Annotated in this window: 18 protein-coding genes; 9 read left to right on the forward strand and 9 right to left on the reverse strand. The window is 35.2% G+C overall.

The features are described 5' to 3' along the window. The first annotated feature begins 32 nt into the window (after positions 1–32). The 7 genes from AC1RRQ_RS17290 (at position 33) to AC1RRQ_RS17320 (ending at position 7,662) form a co-directional block, all read left to right on the forward strand. On the forward strand, positions 33–1,565 hold the full coding sequence (locus AC1RRQ_RS17290) for a SusD/RagB family nutrient-binding outer membrane lipoprotein (RefSeq protein ID WP_493024273.1): 1,533 nt from the start codon (positions 33–35) through the stop codon (positions 1,563–1,565). 13 nt (positions 1,566–1,578) lie between these two features. Beyond that, entirely contained in the window at positions 1,579–2,898 is a 1,320-nt protein-coding gene (locus tag AC1RRQ_RS17295; protein ID WP_493024274.1) for a GntP family permease, read from the forward strand. A gap of 4 nt (positions 2,899–2,902) precedes the next feature. After that, complete coding sequence (locus tag AC1RRQ_RS17300) at positions 2,903–3,370, forward strand: RidA family protein (protein WP_493024275.1); 468 nt, start codon at positions 2,903–2,905, stop codon at positions 3,368–3,370. A gap of 395 nt (positions 3,371–3,765) precedes the next feature. Next, positions 3,766–4,797, forward strand: a complete 1,032-nt coding sequence (locus AC1RRQ_RS17305; protein WP_493024276.1) for a PfkB family carbohydrate kinase — start codon at positions 3,766–3,768, stop codon at positions 4,795–4,797. A 9-nt stretch (positions 4,798–4,806) separates the two neighbouring features. Continuing rightward, positions 4,807–5,454: a bifunctional 4-hydroxy-2-oxoglutarate aldolase/2-dehydro-3-deoxy-phosphogluconate aldolase gene (locus AC1RRQ_RS17310; protein WP_493024277.1), complete on the forward strand. Its 648-nt coding sequence runs from the start codon at positions 4,807–4,809 to the stop codon at positions 5,452–5,454. A 3-nt stretch (positions 5,455–5,457) separates the two neighbouring features. Next, complete coding sequence (locus AC1RRQ_RS17315) at positions 5,458–6,573, forward strand: D-TA family PLP-dependent enzyme (protein WP_493024278.1); 1,116 nt, start codon at positions 5,458–5,460, stop codon at positions 6,571–6,573. Between the two features lie 18 nt (positions 6,574–6,591). Further along, positions 6,592–7,662: a dipeptidase gene (locus AC1RRQ_RS17320; RefSeq protein ID WP_493024279.1), complete on the forward strand. Its 1,071-nt coding sequence runs from the start codon at positions 6,592–6,594 to the stop codon at positions 7,660–7,662. Here the strand turns inward: AC1RRQ_RS17320 and AC1RRQ_RS17325 are convergent. Continuing rightward, a complete protein-coding gene (locus AC1RRQ_RS17325; RefSeq protein WP_493024280.1) occupies positions 7,659–8,435 on the reverse strand; it encodes a DeoR/GlpR family DNA-binding transcription regulator in 777 nt (258 codons plus the stop codon). The genes AC1RRQ_RS17320 and AC1RRQ_RS17325 overlap by 4 nt on opposite strands. A 187-nt stretch (positions 8,436–8,622) precedes the next feature. On the opposite strand from AC1RRQ_RS17325, the gene AC1RRQ_RS17330 reads away from it, so the two are divergent. Next, positions 8,623–10,926 carry a family 20 glycosylhydrolase gene (locus AC1RRQ_RS17330; protein WP_493024281.1) on the forward strand — a complete coding sequence of 768 codons (2,304 nt, stop codon included), beginning with the start codon at positions 8,623–8,625 and terminating at the stop codon, positions 10,924–10,926. Positions 10,927–10,993: 67 nt separating this feature from the next. Here AC1RRQ_RS17330 and AC1RRQ_RS17335 read toward each other — a convergent pair whose 3' ends face one another. The 4 genes from AC1RRQ_RS17335 to AC1RRQ_RS17350 are packed head-to-tail and all read right to left on the reverse strand — an operon-like array spanning position 10,994 to position 14,860. After that, positions 10,994–11,740: a succinate dehydrogenase/fumarate reductase iron-sulfur subunit gene (locus AC1RRQ_RS17335; protein ID WP_129023402.1), complete on the reverse strand. Its 747-nt coding sequence runs from the start codon at positions 11,738–11,740 to the stop codon at positions 10,994–10,996. Between the two features lie 46 nt (positions 11,741–11,786). Beyond that, positions 11,787–12,161 (reverse strand): four helix bundle protein, encoded by a 375-nt coding sequence (locus AC1RRQ_RS17340; RefSeq protein ID WP_493024282.1) that lies wholly within the window; start codon positions 12,159–12,161, stop codon positions 11,787–11,789. A 21-nt stretch (positions 12,162–12,182) separates the two neighbouring features. Then, positions 12,183–14,183 (reverse strand): fumarate reductase/succinate dehydrogenase flavoprotein subunit, encoded by a 2,001-nt coding sequence (locus AC1RRQ_RS17345; RefSeq protein WP_493024283.1) that lies wholly within the window; start codon positions 14,181–14,183, stop codon positions 12,183–12,185. Positions 14,184–14,194: 11 nt separating this feature from the next. Further along, on the reverse strand, positions 14,195–14,860 hold the full coding sequence (locus tag AC1RRQ_RS17350) for a succinate dehydrogenase cytochrome b subunit (protein ID WP_493024284.1): 666 nt from the start codon (positions 14,858–14,860) through the stop codon (positions 14,195–14,197). Between the two features lie 359 nt (positions 14,861–15,219). Between AC1RRQ_RS17350 and AC1RRQ_RS17355 the strand changes: the two genes are divergently transcribed. Further along, positions 15,220–16,581 (forward strand): hydroxymethylglutaryl-CoA synthase family protein, encoded by a 1,362-nt coding sequence (locus AC1RRQ_RS17355; RefSeq protein ID WP_493024285.1) that lies wholly within the window; start codon positions 15,220–15,222, stop codon positions 16,579–16,581. Between the two features lie 268 nt (positions 16,582–16,849). On the opposite strand, the gene AC1RRQ_RS17360 is transcribed toward AC1RRQ_RS17355, so the two are convergent. From AC1RRQ_RS17360 to AC1RRQ_RS17375, 4 genes are all read right to left on the reverse strand, one after another. Then, positions 16,850–17,029, reverse strand: coding sequence for a hypothetical protein (locus tag AC1RRQ_RS17360; RefSeq protein WP_493024286.1), 180 nt, complete (start codon positions 17,027–17,029; stop codon positions 16,850–16,852). A gap of 59 nt (positions 17,030–17,088) precedes the next feature. Continuing rightward, entirely contained in the window at positions 17,089–17,460 is a 372-nt protein-coding gene (locus tag AC1RRQ_RS17365; RefSeq protein ID WP_493024287.1) for a hypothetical protein, read from the reverse strand. A 36-nt stretch (positions 17,461–17,496) separates the two neighbouring features. Further along, on the reverse strand, positions 17,497–18,057 hold the full coding sequence (locus AC1RRQ_RS17370; protein ID WP_493024288.1) for a hypothetical protein: 561 nt from the start codon (positions 18,055–18,057) through the stop codon (positions 17,497–17,499). Positions 18,058–18,158: 101 nt separating this feature from the next. Next, positions 18,159–18,899 carry a LytTR family transcriptional regulator DNA-binding domain-containing protein gene (locus tag AC1RRQ_RS17375; RefSeq protein WP_493024289.1) on the reverse strand — a complete coding sequence of 247 codons (741 nt, stop codon included), beginning with the start codon at positions 18,897–18,899 and terminating at the stop codon, positions 18,159–18,161. Positions 18,900–19,024: the final 125 nt, after the last annotated feature.

Below are 19,024 nucleotides of genomic sequence, written 5' to 3' on the forward strand. Positions count from 1 at the left end.
TCGTTTTATCTCTAATTTTTAAATTAAAAGACATGAAAAAGTTAACCATATTATATATTGCAGGAATACTTCTAGGAAGTATGGCATCCTGTACAAATGATTTTGAAGAAATCAACACCAACCCCAATTCAGTTGACAAACCAAATCCGAATTTTGTTTTCAGTAAAGCACAGCTGGATGGTTTAAACAACAATTATTTCTTAATCAACATTTTAGAATGCGGCGGTATGATACAGCAATATGCCACATACAAAGAAGCTTCTGGTGTAGGAGATAAATATTTAAATAACGAAGTTTATTATTCGGCTTATTTTAATCAGGCGTATCCAACAGGTATAAACGAAACACAAATCGTAATCGATGCTTTAAAAAACAGTCCAAACGATAGCAACCGACTTAATATTGCCAGAATCTGGAAAGCATTTTTATACCATAAAGTAACTGATTTATATGGAGACATTCCTTATTCTGAAGCAGCAAAAGCCAACAGCACACAGGTTTTCCTTCCAAAATATGACAGTCAGGAATTCATCTACAAAGATTTATTGAAAGAATTAGATGAAGCTGCTGCAGGATTAGATCCGGCAAAACCAAGTTTTGGGAAAGCTGATTTTATTTATGATGGTGATGTTGCAAAATGGAAAAAGTTCTCTTATTCGTTAATGCTTCGTTTAGGTTTAAGATTGTCTAAAGTTGATCCTGCATTATCTAAAACATGGGTAACGAAAGCAATTGCCGGCGGTGTAATTTTAAACGGAGCAGATAATGCTATCATGAAATACACTGACGGACCAAATGATTTTAACCGAAATCCGGTTGGCTTTGATTCAAGAAAACAAGATTTTACAGCAGGATCTTTTGGACAGAAAAATGTAGAAGGCGGTAAATTAGCCAAAACATTTATTGATTTATTACAATCAACTGCCGATCCTAGAATCAGCGTTTACTCAGGAGTTTGGCAGGGAACAGCTCAAAATACAAGTCTTGCGGTTCAAAAAGGTTTTCCTAACGGAACAAAAACAGCTCCAACAGCTGCAGAACAAGGAACCTATTCTGAGCCTAACCAAAGTACTGTTTTTAAATATGATGCACCGCTGGTTCTAATCAGCAATGCCGAAACTAATTTATATTTAGCCGAAGCTGCTGCAAGAGGATGGTATACTGCTGAAACAGATAAAGATTTATATGAAAAAGGCGTGAAAGCTTCTTTCCTAAACATGGGAATTTACGGTGCAGCTTATACTATTCCGGATGCAACGGTATATTTAACCGCAAATCCGTACAATGCTGCAGGATCATTTGACGCAAAAATGAATCAGATTCATACCCAGATTTACATCGCATTATTTGTAGACGAGCAGGAAATTTATTCTAACTGGAGAAGAACCGGATATCCTGTTTTAACTCCTGTAAATTTCCCGGGCAATGTTACAAACGGCACAATACCAAGACGTTTAAAATACTCAACCAGCGAATATTCAGTGAATTCCGCTAACTTAGCAGAAGCAGTTAAGCGCCAGGGCGCAGACACTTTTACAACAAGAATCTGGTGGGATAAACAATAACAAAAAAAGATAAATGAGCATTTTAATTCTTACGGCATGCATTGCGTTTTTAATCATTCAAATAGCTTGGCTTAAAATCAATCCGTTTATTGCCTTTATCATAACAGCTTTATTAGCAGGTCTATTTTTAGGCCTGCCAGTAAGCACTTTGCCGCAAACTGTCCAAAAAGGTTTAGGCGAAATGTTAGGATCTATTACATTGATTATCGTTTTCGGAACTTGTATTGGTAAACTTACCGTTTCATCAGGTGCCGCCAATGTCATTGCCAAAACAGTTATGGGATGGACGGGCAGAAAATACGTTCGACTTGGCTTAATGATTACCGGATTTATTGTTGGGATACCTCTATTTTATAGTGTTGGATTTGTTTTGTTAGTACCTCTAATCTTTTCAGTAGCCCATCAATTTAAACTGTCAAAAGTATATCTGGGAATTCCAATGCTGGCGTCGCTTTCAGTAGCACACGGTTTTTTGCCCCCACATCCGTCACCAATGGCTTTAAGCAGTATTTTAAAGGCTGACATTGGACTTGTTTTAGTATATGGAATTATAATTGCAATTCCCACTATTTTTATTGCCGGTTTGTTGTTTTCGAATTTGCTTAAAAACATCAAAACCGAATCGGATCATGAAATTTTAAATGTTGAAGAAGTAGTAAACCACGGTAAACTTCCAAGTTTTTCACTTAGTTTATTCTCTGCTTTATTTCCGGTTTTTGGATTAACGCTCACTTCAATATTACCCCTGTTTACAAAAAATGAAACAGTAGAAAATATCTGCAAAACAGTAGGAGAACCCAGTATGATCATGCTGATTTCTTTACTTATCTGTACGTATACTTTAGGAATCAGAATGAACCGAAGCATTACCTCAGTGATGGATGATTATGCGGCCGCCATAAAAGACGTCGCATTAATTGTCTTAATCGTAGGTGGTGCCGGAGGTTTAAAAGAAGTTATGATTGTAAGCGGTGTAAACGAGACTATAGTAGACGCCTTAACACAAATAAACATTCATCCTTATTTATTGGCATGGATAATGGCTGCGATTATTCGCGTTTGTGTGGGCTCTGCTACAGCCGCCGGATTAATGACGGCCAGCGTTTTACTGCCGTTACTGCAAACAACAGGACTCGATCCTAACTTATTGGTTTTATCCGTTGGAGCCGGAAGTTTAATGTGCTCACATGTAAACGATCCAAGCTTCTGGATGTTCAAAGAATATTTTAATATCAGCCTAAAAGACACTTTTAAATCCTGGACCGTCATGGAATCTTTAGTATCTGTTTTAGGAATCATTTTCGTTTTTATTTTAAACTCTATAATACATTAATATCATGAATTTATTACCACAAGAAAAATTTGAAACTCTTGGTTTATCTCTTCCGCCGGCGCCTCAGCCATTAGGAATATATAAACCGTATTTAGTTGATGGTAAATATTTATACCTTTCAGGTCATGGACCTGTTAATGACGATAAATCCTTAATTATTGGCCGAATTGGCGATGATATGGATATCGAAGAAGGAAAATTAGCCGCAAGACAAGTTGGTCTAACCATGCTTTCTACCATCGTAACCAATTTTGGAAGCCTGAATAAAGTAAAAAGAGTAATAAAAGTTTTAGGAATGGTTAATTGTAATGGCGATTTTTTAAGACATCCGTATGTAATAAACGGATGCAGTGAATTGTTTGCCGAAGTTTGGGGACAAGAAAACGGAATTGGAGTAAGAAGCGCCGTAGGAATGGGTTCGCTGCCAGACAATATTCCTGTTGAAGTTGAAGCTGTTTTCGAATTATTTTAGACAAGGAATACGCCACAGAAACAAAGATTAAAGAGTAATCTGTATTGGTTAAGGAAAATAATTTAATCCCAAAATCTGTGGCTGCTTATTAAAAATATGCCACAGATTAAAAATGATTTTATTCTGCCACAAATTACACGAATTAGCACAAATCATTACGCTAAAAATTAATTCGTGAAAATTTGTGTAATTCGTGGCAAAAAAACTTAAACACATAGAAACATAGAATTTTTTACTTGATAAAGAATAACAAAAAAAGCTAGCTTTTAACACATAGTAACTATGTTTATTAATGCAAGTGAAACGTCTTTAAATGTTTTTAAACTATGTTTCTATGTGTTAAAAATTAAGCGCCGCGTTCATCAATAAAAATCTATGGCTAAAAAAAATTAAACATGAATACAAATACCTCACAAACAAGAATAGCAGCATTTGGAGAATTATTACTTCGGATGAATGTTGCCAATGGAAACCGGTTTACGCAGGCTAATGAAATAAAAGTTCATGTGGGCGGTGCCGAAGCCAATGTTTGTGTTTTACTTTCGCAGCTCGGAATCCAAACCGATTATATCAGCCGATTGCCCCAAAATGATCTGGCACAGCTGGCTTTAAACGAACTTCAGAAATACAAAGTAAATACTTCAAAATGTGTTTATGGCGGCGAACGTTTGGGCTTATATTTTGTCGAATCCGGAAATCAAATCAGACAATCACAGGTAATTTACGACCGAAGCAATTCGTCTTTTGGAACCATTCAAAAAGATCAGATTAACTGGAATGAAGTTTTAGAAGATGTCACCCATTTTCACTGGTCAGGAATAAGTCCGGGAGTTTCAAACGAAGCAGGTCTGGCTTGTAAAGAAGCCATCCTAACCGCGCATAAAAAAGGCCTTCCTATTTCTTCTGATTTTAATTACAGATCAAAATTATGGCAGTACGGAAAACATCCGTCGGAAATTATGCCCGATTTATTACAATACAGCACCATAACCGTTGCCGATTTAGATGCGATTGAAATTTACTTCGGAATCAAAACAGACAAAGACGAATCTGATGAAAATCGTTTCCAGAAAACATTCGAATTATTAAAAGTAAAAATGCCTTTTCTAAAAACACTCGCCATGAGTTTTAGAAAATCTGACGGGCCGGCACATTTATACAAAGGTCTACTGATACATGAAGGTAATTTTTATCAAACGCCAGAACATAAAATACACGTTGTAACAGACCAAATTGGTTCCGGAGATGCTTTTAATGCCGGATTACTATATGGATTATCCAACAAATTATCCGGACAAGAATCTATAGAATGGGCCACGGCCTGCGGTGTAATCAAACAAAGTATACACGGAGATTTTGCCATAAGCACGCTCGACGAAATAAGTCATTTTATTAAAAACGGCTCAAGTAATAGAATTAACAGATAAAACAAGCATATGTACAGCATTTTAAAAACGCAAGGTGTACTTCCGTTAGTAACCCAAATCAATATCGAAACAGCCCAAATAGTATTGCAATCAGCGGCTGATGCTGGCATAAAAATTATCGAGTTCGCAGCTCGTGCAGCTGATGCAAAAGAAGTTTTTGCTCAAATGACAGCTTTTAAAAAAGAAAACAATTTAGATGTTAAAATAGCGGTGGGATCTATTTTAAGTGTGGCCGATGCCGAAACCTATCATCAATTAGGAGCAGATTGCATTATCTGCCCTCATACTGATCTGGAAATTGGCAATTACTGTTTTAAAAACAATATTTACTGGATTCCCGGCGCCGCAACCTTAAACGAAATTCTACATGCCAATAAACTGGGTGCCGAAGTTGTAAAACTTTTTCCTGCTGATAAAATTGGCGGCCCGGGATATGTAAAAGCAATAAGAGCGCCTTTCCCGAATTTAAAAATAATGCCTACAGGAGGTGTAACTCTTGAAGAAAGTAATTTAAAATCGTGGTTTAAATCTGGAGTTGTATGTGTTGGAATTGGTTCTAATTTATTTTCGAAAGAAATGCTTTTGAATTTAAATTATGAGCAGGCACTGCAGGCTTTTCAAAATTTAATTGAAGTGGTAGAAAAAACAAGAAACTAAGTTATGCAAGAAAATTGGTGGAAAATTAAGTCCGAAATTAACATTGACACCCCATTTTTAGCCGTTTACGAAGATCGTATCCGGTTTAATCTCGAACGCCTTATTGGTTCAGTAAATGGTGATACGCAAAAATTAAGGCCTCATATTAAAACACATAAAATTGGCGAAATTCTGGAATTGTTTAAAATTTACAATATCAAGAAAATAAAATGCGCCACAATTGCCGAAGCTGAACTTGCCGCCATACACGAAATTCCAGACGTTCTCCTCGCCTATCAGCCTGTTGGAATTAAAAAAGAAAGATGGATTTCGCTGCTTCAAAAATATCCTGACACTCATTTTTCGACCATTACAGACAATCTGGAATCGGCGAAAGCCTTAAATGAAATCGCTAAAGAGAACCATTTAAAACTGAACATTTATCTGGATTTAAATACCGGAATGAACAGAACCGGATTTTCGATTTCGCAAAACTGGACAGCTTTCGTCGATAAAATCGTTAAATTGAAAAATCTTCATTTTGAAGGTATTCACATTTACGATGGTCATTTAAAAGGCAGTGTCGAAGAACGAATCAATACCGCTTCAAACTCCTTTTCTGATATAAAAGAAAAAACCGAAGCAATCGAACAAAAATTAGGTTACGAATTAAAAATTGTTGCCGGCGGTTCTAATACTTTTCCCTTTTATGCCACGCAGGAAAATGTAGAATGCAGTCCGGGAACTTTTGTTTTTTGGGACTTTAATTACCAATCTAATTTACCGGAACAAAAATTCAAACCAGCTTTGGTTATCGTGGGAACCGTAATTTCAAAACCAACAAAATCAACACTTTGTATTGATATTGGTTACAAAGCCGTTTCTTCAGAAAATCCAATTGATAAACGATTAGTGATTTTAAATGATGAAAATCTAATCCCAACATCACATTCCGAAGAACATTTGATTTTAGAAAACCAAGGAAAAAACGAATATGCAATTGGCGATACTATTTATGCACTTCCGTATCACGTATGCCCTACCTGTGCGCTTTATGATGTTGTTCAGGTGGTGAATAAAGGACATCAAATTTGCGATAAATGGAAAGTTGCCGCCCGAAGCAGAGAAATTAATATATAAAATTTAAGTCGAAATACTATGTTTATAATAGACGCCCATTTAGACCTGAGCATGAATGCGATGGAATGGAATCGTGATTTAAGAAATGATGTTCCCACGCTGCGCAGTTTAGAAAAAGGAATGACCGATAAACCAGATCGCGAACGCGCCACTGTTTCGTTTCCTGATTTGCGACGCGGTAATATAGGAATTGTGGTAGCAACGCAAATTGCGAGATTTGTAAAACCCGACAGTATTATTCCGGGTTGGAATTCTCCTGAACAAGCCTGGGCACAAACACAAGGACAGCTTGCATGGTACAAAGCCATGGAGGAAGCCGGAGAAATAACCCCAATTACAGATAAAAAATCACTCCAAAAACAAATTGATTTATGGAATGACGGAACTCCAAACGATAAAAAACCTATTGGATATATTTTGAGTTTAGAAGGTGCTGATTCTATAATCGATATTTCGTATTTAGAAAAAGCGTACAACTACGGATTACGAGCGATTGGCCCTGCACATTACGGCCCGGGACGTTATGCAAACGGAACGGACGCAACCGGAAAAATGAATCAAAACGGAATTGATCTATTAAAAGAAATGGAACGTTTGAATATTATTCTGGATGCAACGCATTTATGCGACGATGCTTTCTGGCAGGCTTTAGATCATTATAACGGACCCGTTTGGGCAAGTCATAACAATTGCAGAAGCCTGGTTGACCACAATCGTCAATACAGCGACGAAATGATTAAAGCTTTAATCTCGAGAGGCGCTGTTATTGGAGGTGCTTTAGATGCCTGGATGCTGGTTCCGAATTGGCAGAGAGGAATTTCGATGCCTTTAGAAATGAATTGCAATTTAGAAACCGTTTTCAAACACATGGATCATATTTGCCAGCTAGCCGGAAATGCCAATCACATTGGTGTAGGTTCAGATTTGGATGGCGCTTTTGGCACAGAGCAATCTCCGTATGATTTAAACACCATTGCCGATTTACAAAAATTGGTCCTGATTTTTAAAAACCACGGTTATTCTGATGAAGATTTAGATAAAATCTTTCACCAGAACTGGATCAATTTTTTAATGAAGAATTGGGATTAAATAAAAACTAAACTTGGAACTGCCTTCTTATACGATTGTAATTTTTCGTCGCTTGGATCAACTTCCGTCACAACGTAATCTACCTCAGATAAGTTGGCAATTTTCATTTTTAGAACCGTATCCAGTTTTTCAGAAATCGTAAGAATCGCTGTTTTTTCTGAAGCCTGAATCATTGCTTTTTTAACCTGAACCGTTTCCCAATCAGAATCTGAGAAACCGCCTTCGATATCTAAAGCATTGGTTCCTAATATTAATAAATCGACTTTAATATTAGCCAGCTGATTGTAAACATCGCCGCTCACACACATTTGGCTGTACGACGAAATGCTGCCGCCAATCATGATAATTTTAACATTGGGTTTATCTAAAAGTTCAACTGCAGATAAAACCGTAACCGTAAAAATAGTCAAACTTAAATCGTTAGGAATTAGCCGAATGAATTCTCTAATTGTAGTACCGCCTCCAATTAGCAAAACCATGCCGTCATGAAGAAGTCCTAAAGTTTTTTGCGCAATAATTTGTTTAGATTCGCCCGCATAAGTCTGGTTAGATGAAGAATGGTGATAGGCTTTTGTCATCGCACCGCCTTTCACTTTAATCAACAAAGATTCTGACTCAAGTTCATTTATATCACGTCGTACAGTATCTTCAGAAACAAATAATTTACTCGAAAGGGTTTCAAAACTTACACGCGTATGCAAGTTAATCTCTTTTAAAATAAGATTTTTACGTTCTTCTTTAGTGTAATTAACCACTTCATTATCATTATTCATGCGAATTCTTTTTTTTGAACAAATGTAAACAATAAATGCAATATTCTTGCGAAACAAATTATAACACAAAGTAATTAAATAGTTAATTACTCTATTTTAAAGACATTTAAACACAAATACCTTTTGCAAAAAAAATGCAAACTAATTTACAAACCTTAAATTTGTTTAACAAAACAAAAAAGTAACCATGCAAAAAAGTATACTTCTCTTTTTGATTTTCTGCTGTTCTTTGGCAAATGCACAAAGCAGTTCCGGTAATACTTCGATAATTCCGGCTCCAAATTCGTTTAAAACGAACGGCGACAGCATTCGCATAAGCGGAAAAATTAAAGTTTTATTTGATAAGAATAAATACAGCACAAAAGAATTTAAAACAGCGCAGATTTTCGAGTCGGTTGTAAATGCCAATACATCAAATAAAAAAAGCAATATTGAAGTTTTGTTTATTGCCGAAAAACCAGCTTCATCACTAAAAAAAGAAGCCTATAAAATCGATATTACTTCAAAAAAAATAACCGTTACCGGAAATGAAGAAGGATTATTTTATGCTGTTCAGAGTTTATTGCAGCTTTTGCCGAATAAACCAAAAAATCAGGAAGTAAAATTACCATGCGTTTCAATAGAAGACGAGCCCAGATACGACTACCGCGGACTTCACCTCGATGTTTGCCGTCACTTTTTCTCGGTTCCTGTTATAAAAGATTTTATCGCACAAATGTCCTATTATAAATTAAATAATTTCCATTGGCATTTAACCGACGATCAGGGCTGGAGAATTGAAATAAAAAAATATCCAAAATTGACCGAAGTAGGTTCTAAAAGAGCACAGACTTTAGTAGGAAATAAATTTGAAAGATTCCCATATTTTTTTGACGGAAATCCGTACGGCGGTTTTTATACCCAGGAAGAAATTAAAGAGATTGTAAAATTTGCCGAAGAACATTACGTAAACATTATTCCCGAAATCGAAATGCCGGGCCACGCAACGGCGGCTGTAACGGCTTACCCTAATTTATCCTGTTTTCCGGATCGCACCTATAAAGTAGTAGAATCATGGGGCGTTTTTGAAGATATTTTTTGTGCCGGAAAAGAAGAAACTTTTACTTTTTTAGAAGATGTTCTAACCGAAGTTATGGCTTTGTTCCCAAGTAAATACATTCATATTGGCGGAGACGAATGCCCAAAAGCAAGATGGAAAGAATGTCCAAGTTGCCAAAAACGCATTAAAGACTTAGACTTGAAAAACGAACATGAATTACAAAGTTACTTAACAACAAGAATCGAGAAATTCCTAAACGCAAACGGAAGACAAATTCTGGGCTGGGATGAAATGCTGGAAGGCGGATTGGCTCCAAATGCAGCCGTAATGTCATGGCGAGGCGAATCTGGCGGCATCAGCGCGGCGAAACAAAAACATTTTGTGATTATGAATCCGGAACAAGTACTTTATCTGGATTACAACCAAGGCTATTCTCCCCAAGAACCTCTAACAATTGGAAGGTTGACAACGGTTGAAAAAATATACAATTACAACCCAACTCCTGTAGACAGCTTAACGGTTGAGGAACAAAAATATATTATGGGCGTGCAGTCGAATCTTTGGTCTGAATATTTGACAAGTCCTGCGAAATTAAATTATATGATTTATCCCCGAATTTTTGCTTTGGCAGAAATTGCCTGGACTGAACCTAAAAATAAAAACTACAATAGTTTTATATTGAATCAAATTCCGCATCATCTGGAAAAACTGGAAGCACAAAAAAGAATGTATAAAGTTCCAATTCCTTTTGGAGCTGAAGAAACCGCATTAATTGGATCAAAATATATTTTAGATTTAAAGCCAACAATTAAAAACGGACAGATTTTTTATACCATCGACGGTTATAATCCAGATGAAACGGCAGAACTTTATACTAAACCCGTAACGGTAAATATACCAAAAGGCGAATACCGAATTATAAAAACAGTTCAAATAAGCCCAAGCGGCAGAAAAAGCTCGATCAGTAAAATATTGGTTCGAAACCCCGATCTACAACCGGCTTTAGCATTAAAACCAACCAAAAAAGGATTAAAATTCGATTATTTTACCGGAACATTTTTTCAGCAGGTTCAGGATTTAGATTTAGCAAAACCTGTTAATTCCGGCGTTTTTGAAGGTAAAATAAGTGCTGAAAAATGGAAATCGAAAATCGAGCGTTATATAGGCTTAAAATTCGATGGATATATCTTTATTCCAGAAACAGCAAATTACACCATTTCAACCCTTTCTGATGATGGATCGAAGCTTTTTATAGACAATGAACTAGTTGTAAACAACGACGGCATTCACTGGCTGAACGAAGCTTACGGAGTGGTTAAACTAGAAAAAGGATTCCATAAACTCAACATCAGTTATTTCGACCAGATTGGAGGAACTACTTTGACTTGTTTCATTCAGCAGGAAGGAAAAGAAAAGCAGGAAATAAGCGAATCGCAATTGTATTATGAGTAAAAACAAAAAACGCTTCCGTCGTAACGGAAGCGTTTTTCTATATAAACTAAAATTGTACGTTTTTAGATTATCCTTTTAAACTTGCTGCTAAATACTCACGGTTCATACGTGCGATATTTTCAAGCGAAATTCCTTTAGGACATTCGATTTCACAAGCTCCGGTATTTGTACAGTTACCAAAACCTTCCAAATCCATTTGGTGAACCATGTTTAATACACGGTCAACCGCCTCCACTTTACCTTGCGGTAATAATGCATATTGAGAAACTTTTGCAGAAACGAATAACATTGCTGATGAGTTTTTACAAGTTGCAACACAAGCTCCACAACCAATACAAGCTGCAGCATCAAATGATTTATCTGCATCGTGTTTGTTAATTGGAATTGTATTCGCATCGATTGTATTTCCTGAAGTATTTACAGAAATAAATCCTCCTGCATGTTGAATTCTGTCAAAAGAACTTCTGTCTACAACTAAATCTTTAATTACAGGGAAAGCTTTTGCTCTAAATGGTTCGATAAAAATGGTATCGCCATCTTTAAACATACGCATGTGTAATTGGCAAGTTGTAACACCTCTGTCTGGTCCGTGCGCTTCTCCGTTGATGAATAAAGAACACATTCCGCAGATTCCCTCACGACAATCGTGGTCAAATGCTACAGGTTCATCCCCTTTGTTGATTAATTGTTCGTTAAGAACATCAAGCATTTCAAGGAAAGACATATCTGGTTCGATTCCATCAATAGGATATTCTACAATCCCTCCTTTATCTTGAGCGTTTTTTTGACGCCATATTTTTAATGTAAGTTTCATAATTTTGTTATGGGTTATAAGTTAAGAGTTAAACGTCATAGGGTTACTACTCCATTTTAATCCTAGCTAAATAATTTATATATCCATTTAATATTGCTTTGGTTCTTTCGAACCTTTCTCTAAATTTTTGCAACAAATCTTCTTCAATATAATTCTCATCTAAAGCAGTAATTACCTGATTTAAAGATTCCGTTAATGAACCTCGGGCAATTCTGCAGAATTGAATATTTTCTTGATAATGATATCTTCCAAACCCTTCGGCAATATTATCACTAACAGATCTAGAAGATCGTTTAAGCTGACTAGTTAAGGCATATTTTTCGTCAATTGGAAATTTTGAAAGAATATTTTGAGAAACAAAGATTCTTAATTCACGCGCTGCTTTCCAGCACTCTAAATCTTCGAACGACTTTAAACTCATAACCCTTAACTCTTAACTTTTTTATTTATAACTTCTTTGAACTAATTTAATGTTTTCGTAATTAAGAGGTTCTTTGTGTAATACTGCATCACTTGGTTTTCCTTTGTATTCCCAAGCTGCAACGTATGCAAAGTTTTCGTCATCACGAAGTGCTTCTCCTTCTTCTGTCTGATACTCCTCACGGAAGTGACCTCCACAAGATTCGTTACGGTGTAAAGCATCTTTCGCGAACAATTCTCCTAATTCTAAGAAATCGGCAACACGAGTTGCTTTTTCTAATTCCTGATTAAATTCGTTAGCGCTTCCAGGAACTTTTACATCTTTATAAAACTCTTCACGTAAAGCAGCAATTTCTTCGATAGCCTCAGTTAAACCTTTAGCATTACGAGCCATACCTACTTTATCCCACATGATTTTTCCTAATTTTTTGTGGAAATAATCTACAGAATGTGTTCCGTTATTATTGATAAATTTATTGATTTGATCTACAACCGCTTTTTCAGCTTCAACGAATTCTGGTAAGTCTGTAGAAATTTCTCCCATTTTAATATCCGGAGCTAAATAATCTCCAATAGTATATGGCAATACGAAATATCCATCAGCTAAACCTTGCATTAAAGCAGAAGCTCCAAGTCTGTTTGCACCGTGATCAGAGAAGTTAGATTCTCCAATTGAGAAACATCCAGGAATTGTAGTCATTAAGTTATAATCAACCCAAGTTCCACCCATTGTGTAGTGAACCGCAGGATAAATCATCATTGGTGTTGTATAAGGATCTTCGTCGACGATTTTGTAGTACATCTGGAATAAGTTTCCGTATTTACTTTTCACGATTGCAGCTCCTAATTTAGTTACCAAAGCAGCATCTTTATCATCTAAACCTTTTACATAAGCATCTTCAGTTCCGTAACGTTTAATTGCTGCTGCGAAATCTAAGTAAACTGCTTCACCTGTTTTGTTAACTCCAAAACCAGCATCACATCTTTCTTTAGCTGCACGAGACGCAACGTCACGAGGTACTAAGTTACCAAAAGCAGGATATCTTCTTTCCAAGAAATAATCTCTTTGGTCTTCAGATAAATCAGTTGCTTTTTTCTTTCCTTCACGGATTGCTTTTGCATCCTCAAGGTTTTTAGGAACCCAAATACGACCATCATTACGTAAAGATTCAGACATCAAAGTCAGTTTTGACTGGTGATCTCCTGAAACCGGAATACATGTTGGGTGAATTTGTGTGTAACAAGGATTTGCGAAAAACGCTCCTTTTTTATGAATTTTCCAAGCTGCTGTAGCGTTACTTCCCATAGCATTTGTTGAAAGGAAAAATACGTTTCCGTATCCTCCAGAACCAATTACTACCGCGTGAGCAGAATGTCTTTCTATTTCTCCAGTGATTAAGTTACGAGCGATAATACCTCTCGCTTTTCCGTTCACGATTACAATGTCAAGCATTTCGTGACGGTTGTACATTTTAATTTTTCCACGACCAATTTGACGGTTCATTGCAGAATAAGCTCCTAACAATAATTGTTGTCCAGTTTGTCCTTGTGCGTAAAATGTACGAGAAACCAAAGTTCCTCCAAAAGAACGGTTATCCAAAAGTCCGCCATATTCACGAGCCAATGGCACCCCTTGAGCCACACACTGGTCAATAATATTTGCAGAAACTTCAGCCAAACGGTGAACGTTTGCCTCACGTGCGCGGTAGTCACCACCTTTTACAGTATCGTAGAACAATCTGTAAACTGAGTCACCGTCACCTTTATAATTTTTTGCTGCATTGATACCTCCTTGTGCTGCGATTGAGTGCGCACGACGTGGAGAATCTTGAAAACAGAATGCTTTTACGTTATATCCTAACTCAGCCAAAGTAGCCGCAGCCGAACCTCCAGCCAAACCTGTACCAACTACAATAATATCTAAATTACGTTTGTTAGCAGGGTTTACTAAATTAATATGATCTTTATAATTTGTCCATTTGTCCGCTATAGGACCATTTGGAATTTTTGAATCTAATGCCATTATAATTGATATTAATTATTGAAATGATGAAATAATGCGATAATTACGAAAAGTGCCGGAACTACAACTGCGAACCAGTAACCTACTTTCGATAAAAATCTAGAGTATTTGTTGTGCATCCCTACAGATTGAAGAGAAGATGCAAACCCGTGCCATAAGTGGAATCCTAAAAGGATAAAAGACACGCAGTATAATCCTGTACGAATTGGATCATGAAATTTATGAACTAACTCACCATAATACCTTGTAGCATCTGGCGCTGTACCTGCAATATATTTGTAGGTAACTTCAGGAAACCAAAAATCATAAAAATGCAATCCTAAGAATGCCAAAATAACTAATCCAGAAATAATCATATTTCTAGAACTCCAAGAAGCATTTGCCGCTCCGTTGTATTTTGCATACGCAATTGGTCTTGCTGCGCTGTTTTGAGCTGTAAGTACAAATCCCATTACGAAATGGAAAATTACTCCAAATGCCAAAACTGGCTGCATTACATATTGTATCAGCGGATTGTATCCCATAAAGTGAGAAGCTTCGTTAAAAACATCTTCACTAATAATAGAAATAAAATTTAAGGAAACATGCAGCGCTAAAAACGTGATTAAGAATATTCCCGAAAGAGCCATAGCTACTTTCTTTAAGATGGAAGCATTCAATAGTGCAGATTGTGCCATAAGTGTTTAAGTAGTTTGTTTTAAAAAATTACACAAAAATAACTCAATTACAAAAGAACTACAACCATTTCGCTGTTATTTATAATGATTTTAAAATAGACTACGTATACGTATTTTTACGTACCAAAAGCAATCATTCCCAATTTATTTTATTATAAAATTCTGCAAACCAATCGTTACATGCCTATTTTATGCTAATTACGCATTGCCCTGACTTTCGCAAAAGTTTATCATATTACTATTTTATTTAAAGTTTTAATTTGTTTTCTTCAAAAGTGTCCTGAAAGAAGAATTTTATGGGATTAAAAAATTGTCATTCCACAACATAATTTTACCTTTAGCGGCTCAAAAAAATAAGAATGAAAACAGGAATTGATGCCATCTCTTTTGATGTCGCAAACATACACTTACCCATAAAAACTTTGGCAATCGCCAGAAATATTGAACCAGAAAAACTAGAAAAAGGCTTAGGATTACTAAAAATGACTTTCCCTGACGTTCATCAGGATACGGTTGTTTTTGGAGCAAATGCTTTAACCAAGCTTATCATTGACAATAAAATTGACTTAAAAGAAATAAGCCGAATCTATGTGGGTACCGAAAGCGGTATTGACAGCTCAAAACCAATTGCTTCGTATTTAATTAGTTTAATGGAGCAAAAATTTGGCGAAGATTCTCTTTCTGAATGTGATGTTGTAGATTTCACTTTTGCTTGTATTGGCGGAGTTGATGCTTTGCAAAACTGTCTTGATTTTGTAAAATTAAATCCAGCCAAAAAAGCAATTGTAGTTACAACCGATTTTGCAAAATACGATTTAAATTCAGGTGGAGAATACACGCAGGGAGCGGGAGCTGTTGCGATGTTAGTAACTGCAAACCCAAAAATTATTGCTTTTGATGACAATTGGGCAACATCTACAAAAGGAGTTTTTGACTTTTTCAAACCTTACAGAACTATCTCAAAAGAAGCAATTACTCAAAACCAAAACAACGATGCTTGGTTTGATAATTTAGAAGCCGAAATCGAAATCCATAAAGATCAGCCGGTTTTTGACGGTCAATATTCTAACCAATGTTATATGGATCGTACGCGCAATGCTTACTTTTCATTCAAAAAATTAAAAAACACTACCGAAACTTTATATAACACTTGGCATAGTATCGTAATGCATTTACCCTATTCTTTCCAGGGAAGAAGAATGTTATCTGAAATCTACGCTTTGGACAGTGCAGAAAAAATTATTGCCGATGATATTGCACCTGCAGATTATCAGACAAAAATTAAAGAAGTTGCAAAATCTGATGACTACAGAAGTTTTGTAACCGAGAAATTACAACCTGCAGAATTGGCTTCTTCTTTAATAGGAAACCTTTATACAGGTTCTATTTTCATGGGATTATTATCAACTTTGGCTCATTTTCATGATACTAACAAAGACGTTTCTGGAACTAAATTCGGATTTCTGGCTTACGGAAGCGGATCGAAATCGAAAGTTTTTGAAGGAACAATTCAGTCAGAATGGAAATCGGCTTTGGCAGATGTGAAACTTTTCGAAAATTTAGCCGAAAGTGTAGAAATTGACTTCAATACTTACGAAAGCCTTCATAAAAAAGAACAAAAACAAAGCGTAAGAACTCCTAAAAACGAATGGGTTCTTGACCGAATTGAAAAAGAGATTCCAGTTTTAATTGGAGCGAGATATTATAAATGGATTGACTAATTAAATTTCAATAACGAAATTCCAAATTCCAATAAATGAAAACCGAAGCATTTGCTTCGGTTTTTTTGTTTTTATAACACAAAGTTTATCATTGCGAGGAACGAAGCAACCACACTAACAACAATATACGATTTGAGATTGCTTCGTTCCTCGCAATGACAAGATTATGCGCAAAAAACCTTTGTCAAAGTTTAAAACTTTGACAAAGGTCATAAGACAAAGAAGTAATTCTTTAATTATCAAATTGACTAATTTTCTAATTAAAACCTTAATCCTTTTTATGCTGTTCTGTATAATTCTGGTTTCCTTTAATTCGGGTATCTTCAGTGTGCATTCCGTTTGCCATTCCTAACATAAAGGCCGTTATTACAATTACAATTTTTCTTTTTATCCAATGAAACGGTCGCTTAGATTGCTCTAAACGTTTTTTATTTTTTTGTTTATACATTTTGAAAATGATAAATGATTAGACATTATTGTATCATTTATGCTCAGAAATAGATTTCCTTAAGCGCTGTATAAACTTTTATCGAAGTGTTTTGAAGTGATTATTTCATTTATAAAAACAGATTGTTTTATAAACGAAGTTAGTTTTTGATGCAGCAAATTTTGCAGTTTCACCAGTTTCTTGATTTGAAAAGTAAAGACGTTTTCGGCATGAAGAAAATCCAAAACAATTGAAAATCTTGTTTTTTCAGAAGAAACAGCTTGTCCGAATTTGTATAATTGAGAACTCTTAAGATTTAATTCTCTTCTTAAAACCACAAATGAAGACTGATAATATTCTGCCGATTTAGATTGAGAATATAAAGCACCATCGCCCACAATCACGACAAAAGTCAGAAAGAGTGCAATTAGGTATTTTATATGTTTTTTCAAGCTATTCGATTTTTATTATTAACGAAAATACGATTTTTATTCTTGCGATACTTTCTCAGATTCCTTTTTATAAAGCAACGATCCCAATCCTAAAACAAAAACCAAACAGCTCAAAAGCATACAAACTCCATTTTTCAAAACAAAAAAAGAAAATCCAACAGCGATCGAGCCAACAATTACCATTAAAGATTTTATCGTTTCTGTTTTTATAAAAGTAAAGGCATGTAAAGCCAAACCAAGAAAAAGCAAAGACGGACCAACAGCTACAAATGGATAAAAAATCAAGGGCGAATTGCTGATATGCTGACTTAATTCGGCTTTTTCGATTTCATTATTTCCGTAACTGGACATAATAAAATCGATTGTACAAAGACCAATATGAGCAATAATGCCTAAAGTTGTCAAAACCGAAGCTGTTTTATTAGTTTTTGTTTTAGGAAATGCATCATTAAACGAAAGCAAGAAACAAGCTCCAATTAAATTAAACCAATGTGCAAAATCTATTGCTGTATTGAAACTGGGTAAAATATTAGAAAATAATAAATAGCTGACTAGAAAAAACAGCAATCCGATGAGGCAAAAATGTTTTGTTTTCATAATTTGTTTTAAAAATTGATGAAGCAAAACTAGAACAGAAATTCATCTGAAAGCCTTATTTTATTGCCTTAGGTACAAAATGCATCGTTTTAGGTATGAAATTACAACGCTAATAAAACATCTTTATAATTTCTGGAAACCGGAAGTTCTATTTGAGTTAAAATAATGGTATTTGAATTTCTCCATGATTTAAAATGCATCGGATTTATTAAATGTGAACGATGTATTTGAACCAAAAACCTAAAATCATCCTGCACTTTTTTGAGAGAAGATCGAATAAGTTTTGATTGCAGCTTATCATTTTCGATATAAAAAATCTCAACATAATTCTGCGCGTTGGAAATACATACCAAATCTTCTTTTTTAATTTTTAAAACATCTAATCTGTTTTCTCCTCTAAAAAGCAAAAAATCATCTTGCATTGGAATGAGTTTGATTAAATATCTTCTTGCGAGAACAATTACAGGAGTTAAAATCAAAGCAACTTTTATAAATATTATCGAAAAGAACTCTGCAAAACTATATCCTCCGTTTAAAATTGGACTTTTGTAAAAGGCAAAAACTGCAATTAAATACAATATGTGAAAGAGAAAAACAGCTGTTATTTCTAAACCAATATTCCACTTTTTGATTTTTTTATAAAGGCTATTTTGAAGAATTGCTAAAAGACCATAACATAAAAAAGCCATAAAACTAAATCCAAAACTGATTAAAAACCATGCTCTGAAATTTATAGTGCCGTCGTCAAAAGGTTTTATGATGAAAGCAAAAACGAAAAGCCATACACCAATTAGTGAACCAACTATTAAATGATGTTTTACTTTCGGGTTTAATTCTTTCATCTTTCTTAAAGCAGTTATAGTATACAATATTAAACTTTAATTCAACTTGTTTCAAGTAAGAGTCACCAGTTTTTGAGTTATTCTAAAGATCAGCAATTACAATACAAACCAAAAAGAAGGAAATT

It is taken from the genome of Flavobacterium sp. GW821-FHT12A05 (assembly GCF_058807735.1).